This is a genomic window from Streptomyces sp. SID13666 (assembly GCF_010548325.1).
GTDB classification, from domain to species: domain Bacteria; phylum Actinomycetota; class Actinomycetes; order Streptomycetales; family Streptomycetaceae; genus Actinacidiphila; species Actinacidiphila fildesensis.
Map to the genome: position 1 here is coordinate 98,871 of NZ_JAAGLX010000003.1, position 19,682 is coordinate 118,552.

Genomic DNA, 19,682 nt, shown 5'->3' on the forward strand with positions numbered 1-19,682 from the left:
CCGGCGGCACTCGTGTGTGCGGGTGGGGATGTTGCGGCGATCCGGCCCCGGAGCTGCGGACTCCGGGGTGACAATGCTGTGATCCACTCTCGAAGGAGCTGACCATGTCGTACCCGGAGCCCCGCTACCTCGGGGACAAGGGTGAGATCAACGCGGTGTTCCGGCCCTCGGACACCGAGGCGGAACTGACCTCGGCCTCGGGGAACCGCACCCACTACCTCGCGACGCACGCCACCACGGGGGGTGAGTTCGGGCTCTACAAGGTGGACATGGGCCCGAAGTCGCCCGGCCCGAAGACTCACTTCCACAAGTCGATCTCGGAGTCCTTCTTCGTGCTCTCCGGCGAAGTGGGCCTGTACAACGGCGAGAAATGGATCACGGCCGGCGCCGGTGACTTCCTGTACGTCCCGGTCGGCGGGCTGCACGCGTTCAAGAACGACTCCGACGAGCCCTCGTCCATGCTGCTGCTCTTCTCCCCCGGCGCTCCGCGCGAGGAGTACTTCGAGCGGGTCGCGGAGATGGCGCAGCGCGGCGGCCAGGAGTTCGCGGACTTCCTGGTCCGGCACGACAGTTTCTTCGTCGACGAGGACGAGCCCACCCGCTAGGGACTGTCCGGCCCTTCGGTGGGATCAGAGCGATTCGAGGCGCCGTTCCGCCGAGTCGCGGGCCGTGTCCCTGCGGTCGTAGACCTCGCAGACGGGGTGCCGGTCCGGCGTCATGGAGTGGTCCACCTCCCAGAGGCTGATCTCCTCGCCGCCCGGGAGCAGGAACGCGTGCTCGTACAGGGTCCAGCCGGCGCAGCGCTCTTCGATCATCCTGCTGTTGTTGCCCGCGAACGCTATGTCGTGGCCGACGGCGGAGAGCACCCGCAGGCGGACCGTTTCGCCGGGGAGGTCGGGGTTGACCGCCCGGCGCAGCAGCCGCACCGCGTGGTCGGCGGAGTCGGCCGCCTCGTACCTCCGCCGGCGGCGTGTGGCGGAGGGTGTGAAGTGCAGGTCGAACCGGCTCTCCGGCGGGTCCCCGAGAGCACGGCTGTGCTCCAGGTCGCCGAACCGGATGTCCACCGCCAGCTCGGCCGAGAGCAGTGCCGGCTCGTCCGCGAACACCTCGTGGACCAGGTGTTCGCGGGGGCCGGTGTCGTGCTCCAGCTCCCAGAGGACCGGCGTCGTGCCGTCCGGCAGCAGGAAGACATGCCGCAGGGTGCGGCGGCTGAGCAGCCGGCCGGGCTCCCTGCTGCAGCGGTTCGAGACCAGCTCGGTGCGGTGCACGATGGCGGTGCGCAGCCGTGCGAGCAGTGCCGCGGTGACCGGTGCCGGCCGGCCCGCGCGGGCCAGTAACCCGTCGAGGTGGTCGGACGGGGTCCGGTCGTTGAAGTCGTCTCGCGGCATGGTGGGTTCCGGGTAGGTCATGTGGCCCTCTTGATGATCACGTCCCTGCCGTTCAGGCGCTCAGAGTAGTGGTCCATACACACTCTGTGCCAGTGGTTGTGCGATGTTCGTACCCACTCCGGAGAAGGTCGCGGTCAGGGCGCGCGGTGCCCACCGCATGACGCCGGGTCAGCGCCCCTCGTTACTGGGCCGATCGTGGGCCGTCGCAGGCGGGCGGGTGTTTCTCCCCGCCGTTGCGGTTAGGCCGACCAGCGAAAGGTTAAAGCGTATTAAGTTACTCATAACGTGACCGTTCCGGCGTGACGCGATCCGCACGGAACGGCCGGGAGAAGGAGCGTCATGACGCAAGGGGCGGGCGGACAGATCACGGACCTTCACGAAACGACGGAGCACGGTGACATCGCCGGTGACGACGTGGCCGCGAACGGTGCCCGCCGACGGCGTCTGCTGCCGTGGAAGCACAAGCGGGATCTGACGCCCGCCCAACTGCGCCGGAGACAGGCCGTCACCCGGGGCAGCCTCGCCGTCGGGCTGGTGTGTGTCGGCACGGTGGGCTGGTCGGTGGGGCAGGCCCTCACCTACCCGGGCAAGGACAGCGTGATGGCGCGGCTCGCCGAATGGAGCCGCGACCACCGGATGGGCGTGGTGGTCGACAAGCTGGAGGACCTCCAGTACCAGCTCGACCCACCGGAGGTCGGCGGCACGCTGCCGCCCGACGCGCTGGCCCGTATGAAGGCGACCACTCCCGCGACCGCCCATCAACCAGGGCTGCCGCTGCGCGAGCCGATGGAGCCCGTCGTCAGCCCCGGGCTGCCGGGCGAGGGCGTCTGGCGCGCGGTGGCCAGCTCCCACGGGCTGCCGATCGTGCAGGCGACGTATGTCCGCCCCGACGACGCCCACACCTCGTACCAGGCGGCGATCGCCTGGATCAGCGCGAAGCACGCGCGCTTCCAGCTCCACCCGGGCTTCCGCGAGCCGGGCGGGACCTTCTCCGTTCCGCCGACCATTCCCCCTGGCCAGCGCACCGGACTCGTCGCGACCTGGAACGGTGGTTTCCGGGTCACCGACGGCGGGTCGAACGGCGGCTTCTACCTCAACGGCCGGACCGCCGGCGAACTGCGGGACGGCGCCGCCTCCGAGGTCTTCTACCGCGACGGCTCCATCAGGATCGGTGTGTGGGGCCGCGATGTCTCCATGACTCCGGATGTCGTCGGCGTCCGGCAGTGCCTGGAGCTGATGGTCGACAGCGGCCAGGTCGTACCGGACATCGGCAACGACTCCAAGTGGGGCGTCACCGACCAGAGCAGGATGTACGTGGAGCGGTCCGGTGTGGGGGTCACCTCCTCGGGCGACATCATCATGGTCGTCGGACAGGCGCTGACCGCCCGCACGCTGGCGGATCTGATGCAACGGGCCGGCGCGGTCCGTGCCATGCCGCTGGACATGAACCGCGCCTGGCCCTCCTTCATGGCCTACAACGGCAGCCGCAACCCGGCCAACCCCACCCCCACCAATCTCCTCGACTTCGAGAACCCGGCGGACCGCTACTACGTCAAGGCGACGCGCGACTTCGTGGCCGTCTACGGCAGGTAACTCACGCCGTCCCGCGCGCCCCGCGTCACCGGGCTGCCGGTGCCTCCTCGTCCCCGTCGGCCGGCAGCCCGCCGGCGCGGATGACCTCGGCATACCATCGCGCGCTGTCCTTCAGGGTGCGCTGCTGGCTGGCGAAGTCGACGTGAACCATGCCGAAACGCTTGCTGTATCCGTACGCCCATTCGAAGTTGTCCAGCAGCGACCAGAGGAAGAAGCCGCGGATGTCCGCGCCTTCGGCGATGGCCCGGTGGACAGCGGCGAGGTGGGCACGCAGGTAGGAGATGCGCTCCGGGTCGTGGACGTCGCCCGACGGGTCCCGGTAGTCGTCGTACGCGGCGCCGTTCTCCGTGATGAGGATGGGCACGTCGGGCAGTTCGGCGCGCAGCCGCGTGAGGATCTCGTGCAGCCCGCCCGCGTCCACCGGCCAGTCCATCGCGGTGCGCGGGCCGGGAGCGGCCACGAACCGGGCGTGCTTCTCGGCCCCCGGCCAGGCCGACGGGATGGCGCTGGTGCCTGCGGCGACGACGGTGGGGGTGTAGTAGTTCAGGCCGAGCGAGTCGAGCGGCCGGGAGATCGCGGCGAGGTCACCGTCGCGGACGAAGTGCCAGTCGGTGAGCGCGGCCGTGTCGTCGAGCAGGTCCTGGGGGTAGCTGCCGTGGAACACCGGGTCGAGGAAGACCCGGTTGGCGAGCGCGTCGATACGGCGCGCCGCGTCCAGGTCGGCCGCCGACCGGGTCAGCGGCCGGACCGCGGCGAGGTTGAGCGTGAGGGAGACCTCCGCCGTCGACGGCAGCAGGTCCCGCAGCACTCCGACGGCCCGGCCGTGCGCGAGGTTCAGGTGGTGCGCGGCGCGCAGCGCGTCGGTGGGCTCGGCGCGGCCGGGCGCGTGCACGCCCTCCGCGTACCCCAGGAAGGCGCTGCACCAGGGCTCGTTGAGGGTCGTCCAGGTCGGTACCCGGTCGCCGAGGGCGCCGGCGACGATCGCCGTGTAGTCGGCGAACCGCTCGGCGGTCTCGCGGACCGGCCAGCCGCCCGCGTCCTCCAGCTCCTGCGGCAGGTCCCAGTGGTAGAGCGTCAGGACGGGCCGGATGCCCTTGCCCAGCAGCTCGTCGACGAGGGAGCGGTAGAAGTCCAGGCCCTTCTGCAGGGCGGGGCCGCGCCCGGTGGGCTGGACGCGCGGCCAGGACACCGACAGCCGGTAGTCGGTCAGGCCGAGGCCGGACATCAGGGCGACGTCCTCCGGCATCCGGTGGAAGTGGTCGGCGGCGATGTCACCGGTGTCGCCGTTGCGGACCTTGCCGGGGGTGTGGCTGAAGGTGTCCCAGATGGACGGGGTACGGCCGTCCTCCCGGGCCGCGCCTTCGATCTGGTAGGCGGCGGTGGCGGCGCCCCATCGGAAACCCGGAGGGAAAGTGAGGGCGGTGGCGGCTTCCGGGCGCGCGTCGATGGCGGTCATCAGGAAAAACTCCCAACACGGTCGTAAGGATTCGGGGTGGTGGCACGGAGCGGAGGGCGGGGCGGCGGGCGGCTCACCCCTTGACGGCGCCGTGCATGATGCCGCCGACGATCTGCCGTCCCAGCAGCCCGAAGACCAGCAGTACGGGGAGGGTTCCGAGCAGCGTGCCGGCCATGATCACCGACTGGTCGTGCACATAGCCGCCGCCCAGCTGGCGCAGCGCGACCTGCACGGTGGGTTCCTGGGAGGTGAGGGCGATGACCGGCCAGAAGAACTCGTTCCAGGAGGCCATGAAGGTCAGCATGCCGAGCACCGCCATCCCGGGCCGGGCGATGGGCACGACGATGCTCCAGAAGATCCGCGCGGTGGACGCGCCGTCCACCCGGCCGGCCTCGATGAGCTCGTCCGGCAGCGCCTGCACCAGGTACTGCCGCATGAAGAACACCCCGAAGGCCGAGACGAGGCCGGGCAGGATCACCGCCTGCAGCTGGTTGATCCAGTGCAACTTGGCGATCAGCATGAACAGCGGGATGACGCCCAGCTGCGGCGGGATCATCATCGTGCCGACGGTGATGGCGAGCAGTGGGTTGCGGCCCCGGAAGCGCAGCTTGGCGAAGGCGAAACCGGCGAGCGTGGAGCACAGCACGGTCCCGATGGTCACCGAGCCGGACACGATGAAGGAGTTGAGCAGCGCCTTGCCGATGTCCGCCTGGTCCAGCACCTGCTGGAAGTTGTGCATCAGGTTCGGCCCCGGCAGCAACGAGGGCGGGCTCTGGGCCAGTTCGGCGTTGGACCGGGTCGCCGCGACGATGGTCCAGTAGAACGGGAAGGCCGACAGCAGCGCGGCGACGATGAGGATCGCGTAGGCGAGCCGGCCCGCGTGGTGCTGGCGGCCGGCGCCGGTGGACCGGTGGCGCCGTGCGTGTCCGCGCCGTCCGGCGGCCGGGCGGTCCTTGTCGTCCTCGGGGCCCGGTCGGCGCGCGGGTGCGGCGAGTGAGGTCATCGGACGGCCTCCTTACGGGTGCGCCGGCGGGCGACGGCGGCGTTGACGCTGACCAGCAGCAGGATGAGGACGAACATGATCCAGGCGATGGCGGCGGCGCGGCCGAGGTGGAAGTAGCCCCAGCCCTGCTCGTACATGTAGAGGCCGAGCGTCTGGTACTGGTGCGAGATACCGCCGGAGATGCTGCCCTCGAACAGCAGCGGCTCGCCGAACAGCTGCGTCGCGCCGATCGTCGAGACGACGACGGTGAACAGGATGGTCGGACGCAGGCCGGGCAGCGTCACATGCAGGAACTGCCGCCAGCGCGACGCCCCGTCGATCTGCGCGGCCTCGTACAGCTCACCGGGGATGGACTGCATGCCCGCGAGATAGATGAGCGCGTTGTAGCCGGTCCAGCGCCAGGTGACGATGGTGGACACGGCGATCTGCGAGGCCACCGTGCCGGACTGCCAGTCGACCGGGGAGAGGCCGACCAGCCCGAGAACCCAGTTGATCAGGCCGAAGTCACGGCCGAAGAGCTGGGCGAAGACCAGGGTCGCCGCCGCGACGGAGGTCGCGTACGGCAGCAGCACCGCGACCCGCAGGAACGTCCTGCCGCGCAGCTTGTAGTTGAGGAGATGGGCCAGCCCGAGGGCCATCAGCAGCTGGGGCACGGTGGAGAGGACGCCGATGCTGAAGGTGTTGCGCAGCGCGGTCCAGAAGTAGCTGTCGCTCAGCAGCGCGGTGTAGTTGTCGAGGCCGCGCCACTCCATCTGGTCCGGGGTCTGCAGCTCGACCCGGTACAGCGAGACATACGCGGTGTAGATCAGCGGGAAGAGCCCGAAGGCGGCGAAGAGGGTGAAGAACGGGGCTATGTAGGCATACGGCGACACCCGGCGCAGCAGCCGGGTGCGACGCTCGGCGCGGGGCCGTGGCGGGGGTGCCGTCCGGGCGGGCGGCGTATCGACGGACACGGTCATGTGCCAGGCCTTCGGATCGGGGAACGGTGCTGTCGTACCGGGAGCGAGCGGGTGACGGCGACGGGGCGGTGGTGGTGCGCCGGGTCCGGGCGCGGGCGTGGGGAGGTGGATGCGTCCGGACCCGGCACGGCAGGCCGTCCGGGTCAGCCGAGGGCGTTCTTCACGCCCTTCTGCGCGTGGCTCCAGGCCTCGTCGGACGAGGTGCCCTTGCGCTCGACCTCACCCAGGGCGTTGGTGATCTGGGTGTTCACATCGTTGTCGCGCAGCCCCGGCACCTGCACCGGCGCCTGCTCGGCGGCCGCGCCGAAGACCGTGCCGATGGGCGCGTTGCTGAAGTAGGGGTCCTTCACGTCCTTTACCAGGTCGATCGCACCGAGGTTGGAGGGGAAGCTGCCCTGCTTGGTGAAGAGCTTCGCCTGCTGCTCCTTGGCGGTGATCCACTTGATGAAGTCGAAGGCCTCCTTGGTGTTCTTGGCACCCTTGGGGATCGACAGGTACGAGCCGCCCCAGTTGCCCGCGCCGCCCGGCAGGGCCGCGACGTCCCACTTGCCCTTGCCCGCGTCGGCGGCCTGGCCCTTGATGTAGCCCAGCATCCAGGCCGGGCAGGCGATGGTGGCGAAGGAGCCGCTGCTGAAGGCCTGGTTCCACTCGGGGGCCCACTGGGCGAGCTTGGCGCTCAGACCGTCCTGCGCGGCCTTGACCGAGGCGTTCCAGGCCGTCTTCACGGCGGGGTTGGAGTCGTAGATCAACTTGCCGGACGCGTCGTAGTAGCGCTCCTTCTGCTGTCCGACCATCACCGAGTAGAGGCTGGCGATGCTGTCCATCCAGTGGCTCTTGGCCGGTGCCTTGGCGGCGTACTGCTTGCCCAGCGCGAGATAGCCGTCCCAGGTCGCCCACTGCTTGGCGAGCTCGGCCCGGTCGGTGGGCAGCCCGGCCGCCTTGAACAGGTCGGAGCGGTAGCAGATCGCCTCGGGTCCGGTGTCGGTACCGAGGCCCAGCACCCGCCCGTCGGGCGCGGTCGCGGCCGACCACTTGGACTGCGAGAACTGAGCCTGCAGGTCCTTGGCGCCGAGAGCGCTCAGGTCCTCGAACTTGTCGGCCTGCTGCTGGGTCACCGAGGCGATCCTGCCGACCTCGACCCCCTGCACGTCGGCGAGGCCGCCACCGCCGGCGAGACGGGTCTGCAGCGCCTTCCAGTAGTCGGCCTCGTTCTCGGTGTCGCTCTCCTTGATCGTCACATTCGGGTGGAGCTTCTGGTACTCCGCGTAGAGGCCGGCCTCCTTGTAACCGAAGGTGCCGAAGAGGTCGACGGTGAGCGTGACCTTGCCCCCGTCGGCACTGTCCGCGGAACTGCTCCCCGAGGAGCTGGATCCACAGGCGGCGAGCAGTGCCCCGGCCAGTGCGACCGCCCCGAATCGAATGGCGACGTGTCTGGCGGCTCGGGCAACGGGCATGGAAGCCTCCCATGGCTTCAGGACGGACGTGATGTCTTGAGAGCGCTCTCAAGCAATGGCCAGGAGAGTGCCCGGACATCGGGTCGGCGTCAAGTGTTGAAGCGGAAATGGCTCGCGGAGGCGAGGAGGGAATTCTTGACGGCCGTCAGCGCGGCCGGTCCGCATCGCCTGCCCGGGGTGCTCCGCCGGGGTGGTCGGCAAGCGCCGGCGCGGCGTCGGCCCGTTCACGCTCAACAAGCCCACCTCGCCCGACGTGGTGGCGTGCGCCGGGGCGCCGGCCGCGGGCAGTGACACCGAGAAGCAGCTCGGCGCGGAGTTCTGCGCGGCGCTGAACCGTGGCGTCGCACTGGACGCCACCACCTGGTACACCCCGTCCGCCTCCTACACCGGCGCCGTCAAGAACGACTACGCCGCCTTCTTCCACACCGTCGGCATCAACAAGCGGGCCTACGGATTCCCGTACGACGACATCAACGACCAGTCGTCGGTCCAGATCCTCAACAACGCGAACCCGCCGACCGCCCTGACGCTCGGCATCGGCTGGTGATCCACCCCCGGCGGTGCCGGGCAGGCTTCGAGGCCTGCCCGGCACCGCCGGTCGGACGTCGCCGGTCGGACGTCGCCGGTCGGACGGCTCCGGTCGAACGGCTCCGGTCGAACGGCTCGGTCAGGCGCCGTCGCTCTGGGTGTGGGTGGCAGAAGGGCGCTCGGGGGCGTCGTGCGTGTCAGGGGCGGCGGGCTGCCGGGGCTCGGACTCCGGCGCGGCGGCGCGGGTGACCTCGGCGCGGGTGACTTCCGCGCGGGTGACCTCGGCGCGCAGCATGGCGTTCAGGGCCACGAAAGGGTCGATGGGCATGGGGGTCCTCCGGGACGAGAAGTGGGGGTGTGCCTGCGGAACGGGGCCGGGAAGGCCCCTGGACCGGTCAGCAGCGCAGAACCACACAGCTCAGCCCCAGGAGGCCCGCTCCCGGCCGTCCGTCGCCCGGCACGGGGTCGCGGTGCGACGGCGCGGCCAGGGCCGGACGGACACCGCCGCGGGTCGCGTCGCGCACCGCACGCGACGACTCGGCGGCCCGCTGGGCCCGGGCCGCCGCCCGTACGGCGGTGGCGGCCTCGTCCGGGTGCTCGTCGCCCGCGGTGGACAGCGGCTCGGAGACCGCCGTCCTGGACTGCGCTCCCCGGTCGGCCATCAGCTCCGGTGACAGCGCCCCGCCCACCAGCAGGACCAGCGCGAGGAGGGCCAGCAGGGCGTCCAGGGCAGCGTCGCGCCCGCTGCGGCGCTGAGCGCGGCGGCACGGGAAGACGGCACCCATGGATCAGACCTCCTGGACACGGGTCCTATCCGCATTCGGTCCGTCGATCACCGGGAAGCGGTCTGCGTCCCCCGCTTGGCCTGCGGTTTCATTCGAATCGGTGAGCCACGGCACACACCGGGTGACGGGCCCGTTCCGCTGCGGATACCCACGCGGAACGCTCCACGTGGGATGCTGGTAGGAGACGGCCGCCATTTCAGGCCGCGATCGCCACCGTCTGGTCCGTTCCGGGTGGCCCCGTTTTGCGAAACCCGACGAAGGTGCCATGACCACGCTGTTCTCCAATCCTGATCCCTCCATGCCGGTCGCGGCCCACACCTCGCCCATCCCGTCGACCGACCCCTTCCAGCAGGCCGACCTGGGTGACGAGCCCGACGACCTGGACGAGGACGAGGAAGAGGCCGCTCCCCCGGCGGCGCCGGCCCAGGCGCGGCCCCGACGCACACCGAGGGCTGCCGCCAGGCGGTAGTCCGCTCGCATCACCGCTGGTCCGCCGGCCGCTCGGAGCGGGGCACCGGTAGGCACGGTGTCCGGCGCGCCCGCAGAACCTACGGAGTGTCAGACCCACACGGCAGACTGTGCACATGGACGCCGAAGACGACGAACTCGCCATCCTGCAGGCCCTGCACGCGCACGCCCGTGCCCAGGACGAGGATCCGGGCCTGGTCGAGGACCTGATCGCCCTCGTACGGGGTTTCGGCTCGCTCGATGCCGCCGCCGAGGCGTCGGAACAGGCCGAGCGCCGTACGGACACCCAGGCCCGGGAGCTGTCCGCGACGATCGACCTGTGGTGCAACCTGCCCGACGCCGACCGCAGCAGGCACCGATAGCGGTGTGACCCGACGGGCCTCCGACCGGGCCCGCTCGGGACATGCGCCGGCCCCGCACCCGAGGGGGGTGAGTGCGGGGCCGACGGAGCCGGGGCAGCGCCCTCACAAACGCTGCCCGGCGGGGGCACGCCCGGGAACCAGTCGGGCGGTGCTGGTCTGCGCGCGGCCCGGCCGGTTGCTACGGCGCACGGGGGACGGCTGCCGAGATTCCGGTACGGGCCGCGCAGTTCCATGGTGGGGCCGGGGCGCCTCCTGCCCCACCCGCACTCTCCCCCTGACTGCTGCCCGCCCGACCCCTGATCATTCCCGCCACGCGCGTCATCGCGCGGCGTGGCGTGCGCGGCCTGCGCGTGGAAGAACTCGCGGCCGACGCGGGGGTGTCGACCTCGCTGATCTACTACCACTTCACCGACCGCGCCGGAGTCCTCCGCCGGACGCTGGAGTTCATCGTCCGCCGGGCGGCTGACCGCACTCCTGGAAGGCCTCAGCGTCCGCTGGCTGAGCGGCTCGCTCCCGCTGGCACACGCACGCGAGCTCATGGCGTCCGCCATCGACGCGGAACTGCGCGATTGACGCGCATGAGCGGCGCTGACGGCGGGCGCCGCGCGTCAGCCACCGGGTACGAAACGGGCCGCGCCCGCCAGCACCCGGACCCTGGGCCGTGGCCGAAAGGGCCAGGACCGGGCAACCCGGTTCAGGTCGCGCTGCGTTCGCTCGCTTCCCTGATCTCCCGCCCGGTGAGGCGGTCGGCCGCGTTCCCCGCCGGACCGGTCGTCGCTTCCCCCCGGCGGCCGGCACGCAGCAGGTCCCGCCACTGCTCACTGCTCAGACTGCCCGGTTCTGTGGTCGCGATGAAGTTCTCGACGAGCGCCAGGAAGCGGATGGGATCGGTGTGGAAGGGGAAGTGGCCCGCCCCTTCGAAGACCTCCAGCCGGCTGCCCGGCATCGCGCTGTGCGCGTCATGGGCGTGCCGTACCGGCAGCACGCTGTCCCGCGATCCCCACAGCAGCATGGTGGGCATGCCCCGCACCAGATAACAGCGGTCGAGCATGGTGACCACCTGGCCCCGCCAGTCGACCACCGCCCGCAGGGTCCTGATGAAGGCACTGCGGGAGGTCGCGTCGGGAAGGGCGTCGACCAGGTTGAGCAGATCGGGCGCGTCCTGGCCCAGATCGGTGTCCAGGAACTTCATCAACTGGACGAAGGCGCGGGTCTGCAGGCCCATGGTGGGCAGTTTGAGCAGCGAGAGCATCAGGTCCGCCCCCGGCAGCGAGACCGCGCGCAGCACGGGGTTGACCTCCCTGCCCACTCCACCGGTGCTGACCAGCACCAGCCGTTCCGTGCGCTCGGGGAACTGGTACGCGAACTGCATCGCCACACCGCCGCCGAGGGAGTGGCCGATCAGGGTGGCCCGTTCGATGCCGAGGACACCGAGCAGATCGCGCATGCCGTTCGCGTACGCGGCCACCGAGTAGTCGGCGCGGGGCTTGTCCGAGGCGCCGTGGCCGAGCAGATCCGGGGCGATGACGGTGTTGTGGCGGGCCAGCCCGGGGATGAGGTCCGCCCAGGTGGCGGAGGAGTCGCCGATGCCGTGGATGAGCAGGATGGCCGGGCCCTCCCCGGCGATCCGGTAGGCCCTGCGGTAGCCGTGCACGACATGGTGGCGCAGTTCGACGTCCGGGAGGGACACCGGGCGGAGCCGGTCCTCACGGTGACTCGCCCTGAAGGTTCCGCTCATGGGCCCGCCTCCCTGTTCACCGTGCCGATGTGCGTGCCGACCGGGCGTACCGCACCTGCACCGAGCGTAGGAACGCCCGCCGCGCGCGGGGTTTCCGGAAGGTTTCCCCGCCGCAACAACGCCCGCTCCCCCGGAGATTCTCGTGAGAGAGCGGATCACCCGGCGGCGGCCCGTTCGACGAGTTGCAGTGCGAGCGGGTCGGCGGCGTAGACGATCCGCACGACCCCGTCGGCGTGCCGGTCCGCGCTCGCCGCGACGCCGAAGACGTCGCGGAGCACCGCCGGGGTGAGCACGTCCAGCACCGGGCCGGCCGCGACCACGGCGCCCTGCTGGAGGACGACGAGGTGGTCGCAGAGCCGGACGGCGAGATCCAGGTCGTGCAGGACGGCCAGCGTGGTGGTGCCGATGGCGCGGATCAGGGAGAGCAGTTCGAAGCGCGCGCGGATGTCGAGATGGTTGGTGAGCTCGTCGAGGACGAGCAGGTGCGGGCGCTGGGCCAGCGCGCGGGCCAGCAGCACCCGTTGCCGTTCGCCGCCGGAGAGCGAGGCGAAGTCACGGTCGGCCAGCGGTCGGGCGCCGCACTGGTCCAGCGCCCGGTCGACCGCCTCGTGGTCCTCGGGGCCGTCCCGGCCGAGCAGTCCGTGGTGCGGTGTGCGGCCCAGCGCCACGATCTCCCGGACGCACAGCCCTGTCGCATGGCCCACGTCCTGGAGGACCGCGGCGGTGCGGCGGGCGGCGGCGCGGGCGGGGATCGTCCAGATGTCGTCCCCGTCGACCCGTACCGCCCCGCCCTCCGGCCGCAGCGAGCGGTAGACGGCGCGCAGCAGCGTGGACTTGCCGCTGCCGTTGGGCCCGACGAGTCCGACGATCTCGCCCGGGCCCACCTCCAGGCACACGTTCCGGAGGATGGGCCGGCGGTCCAGGGTGATGTCGAGCTGGTCGACGCTGAGTCTCATACGGAATCCAAGCTCTTGTTCCGCCGCAGCAGCCACAGGAAGAACGGTGCGCCGAAGAGGGCGGTGAGGATGCCGAGCGGCAGTTCGTTGGGCCGGTCCAGGGTGCGGGACAGGAGATCGACGACGACGAGGTAGATCGCACCGGTCACCGCGGCGAGCGGGAGCAGCCTGCGGTGATCGGCGCCGACGGCGAGCCGCACGAGGTGCGGGATCATCAGGCCGACGAAGCCGATACCGCCCGCGACCGCGATGATGGTGCCGGTCAGCAGGGAGGACAGCACCAGCAGCGCGGCCCGCAGCCGGTGCACCTCCACCCCGAGCGCCGTCGCGGACTCGTCCCCCGCCAGCAGCGCGTTCAGCTGCCGTCCGTACAGCGCGAGGACCACGGTCGTTCCGAGCACCGCGCCGCTCACCAGCGGCAGTTGGCTCCACTGCGCCCCGGCGACGCTGCCGAGCATCCAGAACATCACCGAGCGCAGCTCGTTGGGGGTGGCCCGCAGCTGCAGATAACTGGTGGCCGCGAGGAACAGATAGCCGATGGCGACACCGGACAGGACCAGCCGGGTGGGCGCCAGCCGGCCGCCGCGCTGTCCGAGGAGGAAGACGAGCGCGACGGCCGCCACGGCCCCGGCGAACGCCGCCGAGGAGACGCCGAGGCCGCCGAGGGCGCCGGTGGTCAGTGTCATGACCAGCACCGCGCCGAGCGACGCCCCGGAGGAGACCCCCAGGACATAGGGGTCGGCCAGTGGGTTGGCGACGACCGCCTGCAGCACGACTCCGGCGACGGCGAGGCCGCCGCCCGCGAGCGCGGCGAGGACCACCCGGGGGATGCGGAAGTTCCAGACGATCTGGTCCTGGACGGGATCGCCGGCGTAGCTGCCACCGCCCAGGTGGGCGAGGACGATGTGCCAGATGTCCCCGAGCGGCACGTTCACGGCTCCGATGCCCACGGCCACCATCATCACCAGGACCAGCAGCGCGAGGAGGACGGGCAGGAGCACCAGGACGGACAGCGGGGAGCGGGGACTGAGCGCGCGTGGGGTCATCTGCGGCGCGTCAGAGGGCGTCGGGGTGCAGTATCCGGGCGATGCGCTCGACGGCGATGTCGTTGCTCGGTCCGAGATAGATGGAGTCGGACAGGACGGTGAATCTCTTGTCCCGGGCGGCGTTCCACTGCGGGAACTGCGCGAACAGCTTGCGCGCGTAGGCGTCCGGATCCGGGTCGTGATAGCTGACGACGACGACCGCGTCCACCTGCGCGGCGGCGACCTTCTCCTTGCTGAGGTCGGCGAAGGAGTTGCTGGTGACGGAGGCGAACGCGTTGGATCCCGCGGCCTTGGCGAGGATGTCGTTCCAGATGCCGACGCCCGCGATCGAGCTGAACTCGTTCGCGCCCATCGACATGTTGGAGAAGATCACCATCACCTTCGACGGCTGCGCGGTGCCGGCCGACGCCTTGAGCTTGGTGGTGACCTTCGCGCCGATGGCGGCGATGCGCGCGCGGGAGTCCGCGATCAGCTTCTCGGCGCGGGCGCTGACGCCGAAGATCGTGCCGAGGTCGCGCAGCATCGAGTAGCTGTCGTCGATGGACGGCGGGCCCTTGACGGAGCTGGCGTCGTCGCAGCCCTTGACCGGCATGTAGGTGTGCGCGCCGATCGACGCGAGGTCCTTGCGGGTGGCGTAGCCGTTCTTGGGGTCGAAGCCGAACCCGGTGGTGGACAGCACGAAGTCCGGGCGGAGGTTGAGCATCGCCTCGCGCGGGATGTCCTGGATGTCGTTGAGCTTCACTCCCCCGGTGGGCAGCTTCGCGATCGCCTGGACACGCCCAGGCACCTCCGACATGCCGTAGGACTGGGCGTTGGCGACGATGCGGTCACCGAGCCCGAGGGCGAGCATCGAGGACACCTCGGCGACGGACGCGCCGTTCATGACGACGACCCGGCTCGGCGCCTTGGTGTACGTGGTGGTCTGCCCGCAGTCGGTGACGGTCACCGGATAGCCGGGCCCCGGTGGTTCCGCTTTCCCCGCGCTCGCCGCCGTCCCTGACGAGGTGCCACAGGCGGCGGTGGCCAGACAGAGTGCTCCGACCGCGAATGCGGCGGTTGGCCGTTTCCATGACATGCGGGCTCCTCAGGGTGGTGCGGACTCCGCTTCAGTAGTCGGAGCGGAGTCCGCCCGGGTTCCCGGATGCCGTGCATCAGATCTTCCGGATCAGCGGCGGGTCTGGCGCGGGATGCGGTTCCGCCACTGAACGGGCGGCGGCAGCGCGCCCGTGGCGACGCAGCGCTCCAGGTAGCGGAAGACCAGCGCCCGGTCGACGGGCGGGCAGGAGATCCCGCTGCCGTCGAGCCCGCTCAGCAGGTTGTCGGCGACGACCCGGCCCAGCCCCAACTCGGGTTCCGCGCTCTCGGCCACCGTGTCGTCGTCACCGTTCCAGGAGTCGAAGAACGCCAGGGTCGTGGTCGCCACGTCGGCGGCGCGGGGCAGTTCCGCCCGCCACCTCGCCAGGGGCATGCGCTCCACCGGATAGCCGAACTCCCGTGTCCAGGAGTAGATGTCGGCCAGCCGGACGGTCGGCACCGGGGCGTAGTTGTACACCGGCCGCTCCGCCGGAGCGGCCGCCGTCACGCCGGAGGACAGCTGTACGACGGCCCGGGCCACGTAGTCGACCGGCGTCCACACCTCGGCCTCGAACAGGTCGGGCACGATGCCGGCCGGGATGCCGGCGCGCAGCACGCTCCACAGGAAGTCGCGCTCGTTGACGTAGCCGGTGCCGGCCGCGCCGACGACCCGGCCGAGCCGGTGCACCGTGACGGGCAGCCCGCGTTCCGCGGCCTGTTCCACCAGCCGCTCCGAGGCCCACTTGGACTGCTGATAGCCGTGGACGAGGCCCGGGTGCGGGGGCAGGAACGTCTCCGCGACCTCGGGGCTCGCTCCGGCGGGCGGTGCGACGGACAGGGTGGAGACGAGATGGAACGGTGTCGAACGGGCCGCGGCCATCCGCAACAGCTGCCGGGTGGACTCCACATTGGGCCCACGCAGGCTGGCGTACTCGCGCATGATGCTGACGGTCGCCGCGTTGTGGTAGATCGCGTCGCAGCCGGCCGCCAGCTCCGCGAAACGTGCCTCGGTGAGCCCGAGCAGCGGCCGGGCGAGATCGCCCGGCTCGGCGATGACGCGGCGCTCGGATCCGGGCGGCAGGGTCAGTTCCTGCTCCTCGAGGGCCCGGCGGATCCGGTCCTCGGCCGCCGCCCGGTCCTCGGCCCGCACCAGGCAGACGACGTCCGCCTCGGTGGCCGTCAGCAGTTCGGTGAGCAGCTGGGCCCCCACGAAGCCGGTCGCCCCGGTGAGCAGCACCCGGCGCGGCGGCGCTACGGCCACGGCGGCGGGCCCTGCGGCGGACTCTGGGGTGGGCTCGTCGACGGGACGGACGGTGATGTCGTCGTCGAGGACGGCGTCGGCGAGGACGGCGTCGGCGAGGACGGCGTCCGGTAGCGATCCGCTCGACATGGTTTCGGTTCCGGTCGGGCCGCGCTGATCGTCCAGATGACGGGCGAGTTCGGCGGCCGTGGGGTACGTGAAGAGCCAGGCGACGCGTACATCGGTCTCCAGCTCCACACCGAGCCGGTTGGCGACCTGGATCGCCTGCAGGGACTGGGCGCCGAGGTCGAAGAAGTCGTCCTGCGGGGAGATGTCCGCGGTGCCCAGGATCCGCGCCCAGGCGGCGATGATGACCTGCTCCGTACGGTTGACGGTCACGTCGCCGACCCCGTCGGGGGCCGGCAGGGCGGGCTCCGCCACAACTGGCGCCGCGAGCGCGTTGCGGTCGATCTTGCCCGCGCCCGTGCGGGGCAGCCGGTCGGTGAAGACGACGGCGGACGGGATCATCGCGGCGGGCAGGGTCGCCCGCAGATGCTCACGCACCTCGGCGGCTGCCGGTGCCGGCGCGTCGGCGACGACATGCGCGACGAGCCGCCGCGTACCGTCCGGCAGCACCTGCCCGACGACTGCCGTCTCCCGTATCCCCTGATGTGTGAGCAGGACGGTCTCGACCTCGGCGGGCTGCACCCGGTGCCCGCTGATCTTGAACTCACCGTCAGCCCGCCCCACGAACCGCAGCTGTCCGTCCGCTCCGAGCCGTACGAGGTCGCCGGTCCGGTACGCACGCGGCCGGTCCGGCAGCTCCGGCAGCGGCTGGAACCGGGAGTCGTCGGCGCCCGCACCGCCCCGGTAGCCCCGGGCGAGGGACCCGCCGACGAGGTACAGCTCGCCGGTGGCGGAATCCACGCTGCCGTCGTTCGCGGGCGAGGTGACGACAACGGCCCTCGTGCCGGCCAGCGGGCGTCCGATCGGGACGTCCCCGCGCGCCAGTTCCGGCGCGTGCAGCTCCGCCACGGTGGCCACGACAGTCGCCTCCGTCGGCCCGTAGGTGTTGAACAGCCGCACCGAGGACCCGACGGCATCCCGCCAGCGGTCCACCCGCTCGGGTAGCGCCGCCTCGCCACCGATGATGACGGTCCGCAACCCTGACGGAAGTTCCGCGGCCCCGGTCGAGACCGCGTACGACAGCTCGTGCCAGTACGCCGTCGGCAGGTCGAGAACGGTGATCCCCAGCCGCTCGCACGACCGCGACAGCACCGGAACGGACTCGGTCATCGCGTCGGTGCGCACCACGAGCGCGGCTCCGGCGCAGAGCGTCAGGAAGATCTCCTCCACGCTCGCGTCGAAGTGCAGCGGCGCGAACTGCAGGACGCGGTCCTCCGCGCCGATCCCGTACCGGTCGGTCGCCCCTGCCACGAAATGAGCCAGCGCGGCGTGGCTGATCTCCACGCCCTTGGGCCGGCCGGTGGAGCCGGAGGTGTGGATGACGTAGGCGAGCCGGTGCGGGTCGGGGTCCGGAACGGAAGCTGCGGAACCCGTTTTGTCCACAGCATCCGGCCCGTCCAGCAGCAGTTGCGGCAGGCCGCCGCCCGCGAACCGGTCGGCGTACCGCGCCGTGGTGAGGACGGCCCGTGCCCCGGACTCGGCGCGCAGCGTCCCGATCCGCGCGGCCGGAGCGCCGGGGTCCACCGGGCAGTAGGCGGCGCCCGCGAGGAGGACTCCGAGAATGGCGGTGGCCGCCTCGATCCCACGCGGCAGCGCGACGATCACCAGGTCTCCGGGAGCGGTGCCCGCATCGGCGAGCCGGCCGGCCACGCCGTGCGCGGCGGCCAGCAGTCCGGCGTAGCTGAGCGTGGCGCCGTCGAACTCGACGGCGGTCGCGTCCCCGCGGGTGGCGGCGTGCTCGGCGATCAGGTCGAGGACGGGACGCGCGGGGCGGGGCAGCGGCCCCCCGTCGAGGGTCACCGCGGTCCTGGCGGGCCGGGTGGTCCGGCGGGTCCCCAGTTCGCCCAATGGGCGGTCCGGTGCGTCCGTCGCGTCGTTCAGCAGAGCCAGCACCGCGTACTGGTGCCGGGCGAGTTCGGTCTCGCTGTACAGCTCCGGGTGCGCGTCGAAGGCGAACCGCAGACCCGCGCCCTCGGCCCGGTCGTAGACGTTGACGGACAGGTCGTCGACCGGTCCCGCCGACACGTTGTGGACGGTGCTGCGGTGCCCCGCGAAACGCAGGTCGTACTCGAACGGCATGATGTTGACGCCGGGTCCCGACAAGCGGCGCTTGCCGCCGACCAGCTTGAGTTCCCGGCGCAGGTGCTCGTACCGGTAGCGCTGGTGCGGGAGCCCGGCGCGCAGCTCCGCCGAGACGCGGGTGGCCAGGTCGCGCAGCGTGTCGCCGTCGCCGACCGCGATCCGCAGCGGCAGGACGTTGCGGACCATGCTCGGTACGCGCAGCGACACCGAGCCGAGCCGGCCCATCGCGGGCAGGCTCAGCACCACTTCGGGCTCGCCCGACACGTGGCCGAGGTACCCGGCGGTGACCGCGAGCACCACATCGGACCAGGTGACGGAGAGCTCGCGGGCGACCGCGCGCAGCGCTTCGGTCTCCGCAGCGCCGAGGTCGGTCACCCGGCGCCGGAAGGTGCGGGCGGGCAGTGCGGAACGGTCGGCGAGGCTGGGGACCGCCGGGCGGTCCGCGAACCGCCGGGTCCAATAGGCGCCGTCGGTCTCCCGCCGCTTCGACGCCAGATAGGCCCGGTCCTCCTCGAAGACCGACTCCAGGGTGCCGAAGCCGCTCTCCCCCAGAGGTGTGCCCTGGGCCAGCGCCGTGTAGACGTCCGCGACACGGCGGGCGACGAGCGACAGGCCGAAGCCGTCGAGCGCGATGTGGTGGACGCGGTGGTACCAGAGGAACTCCCCGGGTCCGGTCTGCAGCAGGGCGTGCCCGAAGACGGGGTCGTGGGCGAGATCCACCGGGCGGGCCAGATCGCGCTCCATCCAGGCGGTGGCGGCGGCCCGCGGGTCCGGCTCGGCGGTCAGGTCCGCGGTGTGCAGGCGCCAGTCCACGGCGGGCACCGCGATCTCCCACGGCCGGCCGTCCATCTCGACGAACCGTACGTTCAGCGCCTCGACCTCGCCGACGACATGGTGCAGGGCCTTGTCGAACGCCGCCACGTCCACCGGCCCGTGGATCTGCACGTATTCGGCGGTGTTGTACGCGGGGCTCTCCGCGTCGAGCTGATGGCCGGTCCAGATGCCCTCCTGCGCGGTGAGCAGGGCCCGGCGGCCCCCGGGCGCGGTGCGGTGGTCAGGCGTCGGCACGTTCGCCTCCGGACTGCCGGTCCGACAGCAGCTGCCACCACTGGGCGAACGAGGTGCGTTCCGCCAGTTCGACGAAGCTGACCTCGGACCCGGCCGCGCGCCAGCGCTCGGCGAGGGTGACGATGCGCAGCGAGTCCAGGCCGGCGTAGAGCGGGTTCTCCTCCAGGTCGACCTCGTCGGGCTGCTGGTGGAGGAACTCGGCCAGGTCGGCACGGAAGTCCGCGAGGGTGAGCGGCGTCGGGGGTGTCGGGGACGTTGAGGGCGTCAGGGGCTCAGGCACAGTCATGTGGTCTCTC

General features: G+C 71.5%; 18 protein-coding genes and 1 pseudogene. 6 read left to right on the forward strand and 13 right to left on the reverse strand.

The genetic code is table 11. The annotated features are described in order from the left end of the window. The first annotated feature begins 104 nt into the window (after positions 1 to 104). Positions 105 to 605, forward strand: coding sequence for a cupin domain-containing protein (locus G3I60_RS07505; protein WP_164293460.1), 501 nt, complete (start codon positions 105 to 107; stop codon positions 603 to 605). A gap of 24 nt (positions 606 to 629) precedes the next feature. On the opposite strand, the gene G3I60_RS07510 is transcribed toward G3I60_RS07505, so the two are convergent. Then, entirely contained in the window at positions 630 to 1,409 is a 780-nt protein-coding gene (locus G3I60_RS07510) for a DUF6227 family protein (RefSeq protein WP_138354237.1), read from the reverse strand. A gap of 318 nt (positions 1,410 to 1,727) precedes the next feature. On the opposite strand from G3I60_RS07510, the gene G3I60_RS07515 reads away from it, so the two are divergent. Then, the gene (locus G3I60_RS07515; RefSeq protein WP_164293459.1) at positions 1,728 to 2,981 is read left to right on the forward strand and encodes a phosphodiester glycosidase family protein; all 1,254 of its coding nucleotides are present in this window, start codon (positions 1,728 to 1,730) and stop codon (positions 2,979 to 2,981) included. Between the two features lie 25 nt (positions 2,982 to 3,006). Here the strand turns inward: G3I60_RS07515 and G3I60_RS07520 are convergent, their stop codons facing one another. The 4 genes from G3I60_RS07520 to G3I60_RS07535 form a co-directional block, all read right to left on the reverse strand. Then, the gene (locus G3I60_RS07520; protein ID WP_164293458.1) at positions 3,007 to 4,437 is read right to left on the reverse strand and encodes a GH1 family beta-glucosidase; all 1,431 of its coding nucleotides are present in this window, start codon (positions 4,435 to 4,437) and stop codon (positions 3,007 to 3,009) included. Between the two features lie 73 nt (positions 4,438 to 4,510). After that, the gene (locus tag G3I60_RS07525) at positions 4,511 to 5,440 is read right to left on the reverse strand and encodes a carbohydrate ABC transporter permease (RefSeq protein ID WP_138354240.1); all 930 of its coding nucleotides are present in this window, start codon (positions 5,438 to 5,440) and stop codon (positions 4,511 to 4,513) included. Beyond that, positions 5,437 to 6,399, reverse strand: a complete 963-nt coding sequence (locus G3I60_RS07530) for a carbohydrate ABC transporter permease (protein ID WP_164293457.1) — start codon at positions 6,397 to 6,399, stop codon at positions 5,437 to 5,439. The genes G3I60_RS07525 and G3I60_RS07530 overlap by 4 nt, the downstream gene beginning before the upstream one ends. Before the next feature lie 143 nt (positions 6,400 to 6,542). Next, positions 6,543 to 7,853: an ABC transporter substrate-binding protein gene (locus G3I60_RS07535; protein WP_164293456.1), complete on the reverse strand. Its 1,311-nt coding sequence runs from the start codon at positions 7,851 to 7,853 to the stop codon at positions 6,543 to 6,545. A gap of 190 nt (positions 7,854 to 8,043) precedes the next feature. Between G3I60_RS07535 and G3I60_RS07540 the strand changes: the two genes are divergently transcribed. After that, positions 8,044 to 8,400, forward strand: coding sequence for a beta-1,3-glucanase family protein (locus G3I60_RS07540; RefSeq protein ID WP_164293455.1), 357 nt, complete (start codon positions 8,044 to 8,046; stop codon positions 8,398 to 8,400). 120 nt (positions 8,401 to 8,520) lie between these two features. Here the strand turns inward: G3I60_RS07540 and G3I60_RS07545 are convergent, their stop codons facing one another. After that, positions 8,521 to 8,709, reverse strand: a complete 189-nt coding sequence (locus G3I60_RS07545) for a hypothetical protein (RefSeq protein WP_164293454.1) — start codon at positions 8,707 to 8,709, stop codon at positions 8,521 to 8,523. 67 nt (positions 8,710 to 8,776) lie between these two features. After that, positions 8,777 to 9,166 (reverse strand): hypothetical protein, encoded by a 390-nt coding sequence (locus G3I60_RS07550; protein ID WP_164293453.1) that lies wholly within the window; start codon positions 9,164 to 9,166, stop codon positions 8,777 to 8,779. Between the two features lie 265 nt (positions 9,167 to 9,431). Between G3I60_RS07550 and G3I60_RS07555 the strand changes: the two genes are divergently transcribed. The 3 genes and pseudogenes from G3I60_RS07555 (at position 9,432) to G3I60_RS07565 (ending at position 10,569) form a co-directional block, all read left to right on the forward strand. Then, positions 9,432 to 9,635 carry a hypothetical protein gene (locus tag G3I60_RS07555; RefSeq protein WP_164293452.1) on the forward strand — a complete coding sequence of 68 codons (204 nt, stop codon included), beginning with the start codon at positions 9,432 to 9,434 and terminating at the stop codon, positions 9,633 to 9,635. Between the two features lie 115 nt (positions 9,636 to 9,750). Continuing rightward, positions 9,751 to 9,996, forward strand: coding sequence for a hypothetical protein (locus G3I60_RS07560; RefSeq protein ID WP_138352572.1), 246 nt, complete (start codon positions 9,751 to 9,753; stop codon positions 9,994 to 9,996). Between the two features lie 299 nt (positions 9,997 to 10,295). Continuing rightward, positions 10,296 to 10,569, forward strand: a pseudogene (locus G3I60_RS07565) (helix-turn-helix domain-containing protein). Positions 10,570 to 10,690: 121 nt separating this feature from the next. Here G3I60_RS07565 and G3I60_RS07570 read toward each other — a convergent pair. The 6 genes from G3I60_RS07570 to G3I60_RS07595 form a co-directional block, all read right to left on the reverse strand. Then, on the reverse strand, positions 10,691 to 11,734 hold the full coding sequence (locus G3I60_RS07570; RefSeq protein WP_138352571.1) for an alpha/beta fold hydrolase: 1,044 nt from the start codon (positions 11,732 to 11,734) through the stop codon (positions 10,691 to 10,693). Between the two features lie 155 nt (positions 11,735 to 11,889). After that, entirely contained in the window at positions 11,890 to 12,690 is an 801-nt protein-coding gene (locus tag G3I60_RS07575; RefSeq protein WP_164293451.1) for an ABC transporter ATP-binding protein, read from the reverse strand. Then, a complete protein-coding gene (locus G3I60_RS07580; RefSeq protein ID WP_203672474.1) occupies positions 12,687 to 13,652 on the reverse strand; it encodes an iron ABC transporter permease in 966 nt (321 codons plus the stop codon). The genes G3I60_RS07575 and G3I60_RS07580 overlap by 4 nt, the downstream gene beginning before the upstream one ends. Positions 13,653 to 13,746: 94 nt before the next feature. Further along, positions 13,747 to 14,811 carry an ABC transporter substrate-binding protein gene (locus tag G3I60_RS07585; protein WP_164293449.1) on the reverse strand — a complete coding sequence of 355 codons (1,065 nt, stop codon included), beginning with the start codon at positions 14,809 to 14,811 and terminating at the stop codon, positions 13,747 to 13,749. 90 nt (positions 14,812 to 14,901) lie between these two features. Further along, positions 14,902 to 19,386 carry a non-ribosomal peptide synthetase gene (locus tag G3I60_RS07590; protein ID WP_164293448.1) on the reverse strand — a complete coding sequence of 1,495 codons (4,485 nt, stop codon included), beginning with the start codon at positions 19,384 to 19,386 and terminating at the stop codon, positions 14,902 to 14,904. After that, complete coding sequence (locus tag G3I60_RS07595) at positions 19,373 to 19,672, reverse strand: phosphopantetheine attachment domain protein (protein WP_164293447.1); 300 nt, start codon at positions 19,670 to 19,672, stop codon at positions 19,373 to 19,375. Before G3I60_RS07595 ends, G3I60_RS07590 begins: the two co-directional genes overlap by 14 nt. Between the last annotated feature and the right edge of the window lie 10 nt (positions 19,673 to 19,682).

Excerpts from the sequence above, each read along its gene's own strand:
- G3I60_RS07515 (WP_164293459.1), top strand. The coding sequence starts at position 1,728 with ATGACGCAAGGGGCGGGCGGACAGATCACGGACCTTCACGAAACGACG.
- G3I60_RS07545 (WP_164293454.1), bottom strand. The coding sequence starts at position 8,709 with ATGCCCATCGACCCTTTCGTGGCCCTGAACGCCATGCTGCGCGCCGAG.
- G3I60_RS07575 (WP_164293451.1), bottom strand. The coding sequence starts at position 12,690 with ATGAGACTCAGCGTCGACCAGCTCGACATCACCCTGGACCGCCGGCCC.
- G3I60_RS07580 (WP_203672474.1), bottom strand. The coding sequence starts at position 13,652 with ATGATGGTGGCCGTGGGCATCGGAGCCGTGAACGTGCCGCTCGGGGAC.
- G3I60_RS07550 (WP_164293453.1), bottom strand. The coding sequence starts at position 9,166 with ATGGGTGCCGTCTTCCCGTGCCGCCGCGCTCAGCGCCGCAGCGGGCGC.
- G3I60_RS07560 (WP_138352572.1), top strand. The coding sequence starts at position 9,751 with ATGGACGCCGAAGACGACGAACTCGCCATCCTGCAGGCCCTGCACGCG.
- G3I60_RS07520 (WP_164293458.1), bottom strand. The coding sequence starts at position 4,437 with ATGACCGCCATCGACGCGCGCCCGGAAGCCGCCACCGCCCTCACTTTC.
- G3I60_RS07555 (WP_164293452.1), top strand. The coding sequence starts at position 9,432 with ATGACCACGCTGTTCTCCAATCCTGATCCCTCCATGCCGGTCGCGGCC.
- G3I60_RS07510 (WP_138354237.1), bottom strand. The coding sequence starts at position 1,409 with ATGACCTACCCGGAACCCACCATGCCGCGAGACGACTTCAACGACCGG.
- G3I60_RS07585 (WP_164293449.1), bottom strand. The coding sequence starts at position 14,811 with ATGTCATGGAAACGGCCAACCGCCGCATTCGCGGTCGGAGCACTCTGT.
- G3I60_RS07535 (WP_164293456.1), bottom strand. The coding sequence starts at position 7,853 with ATGCCCGTTGCCCGAGCCGCCAGACACGTCGCCATTCGATTCGGGGCG.
- G3I60_RS07525 (WP_138354240.1), bottom strand. The coding sequence starts at position 5,440 with ATGACCTCACTCGCCGCACCCGCGCGCCGACCGGGCCCCGAGGACGAC.
- G3I60_RS07530 (WP_164293457.1), bottom strand. The coding sequence starts at position 6,399 with ATGACCGTGTCCGTCGATACGCCGCCCGCCCGGACGGCACCCCCGCCA.
- G3I60_RS07595 (WP_164293447.1), bottom strand. The coding sequence starts at position 19,672 with ATGACTGTGCCTGAGCCCCTGACGCCCTCAACGTCCCCGACACCCCCG.
- G3I60_RS07505 (WP_164293460.1), top strand. The coding sequence starts at position 105 with ATGTCGTACCCGGAGCCCCGCTACCTCGGGGACAAGGGTGAGATCAAC.
- G3I60_RS07570 (WP_138352571.1), bottom strand. The coding sequence starts at position 11,734 with ATGAGCGGAACCTTCAGGGCGAGTCACCGTGAGGACCGGCTCCGCCCG.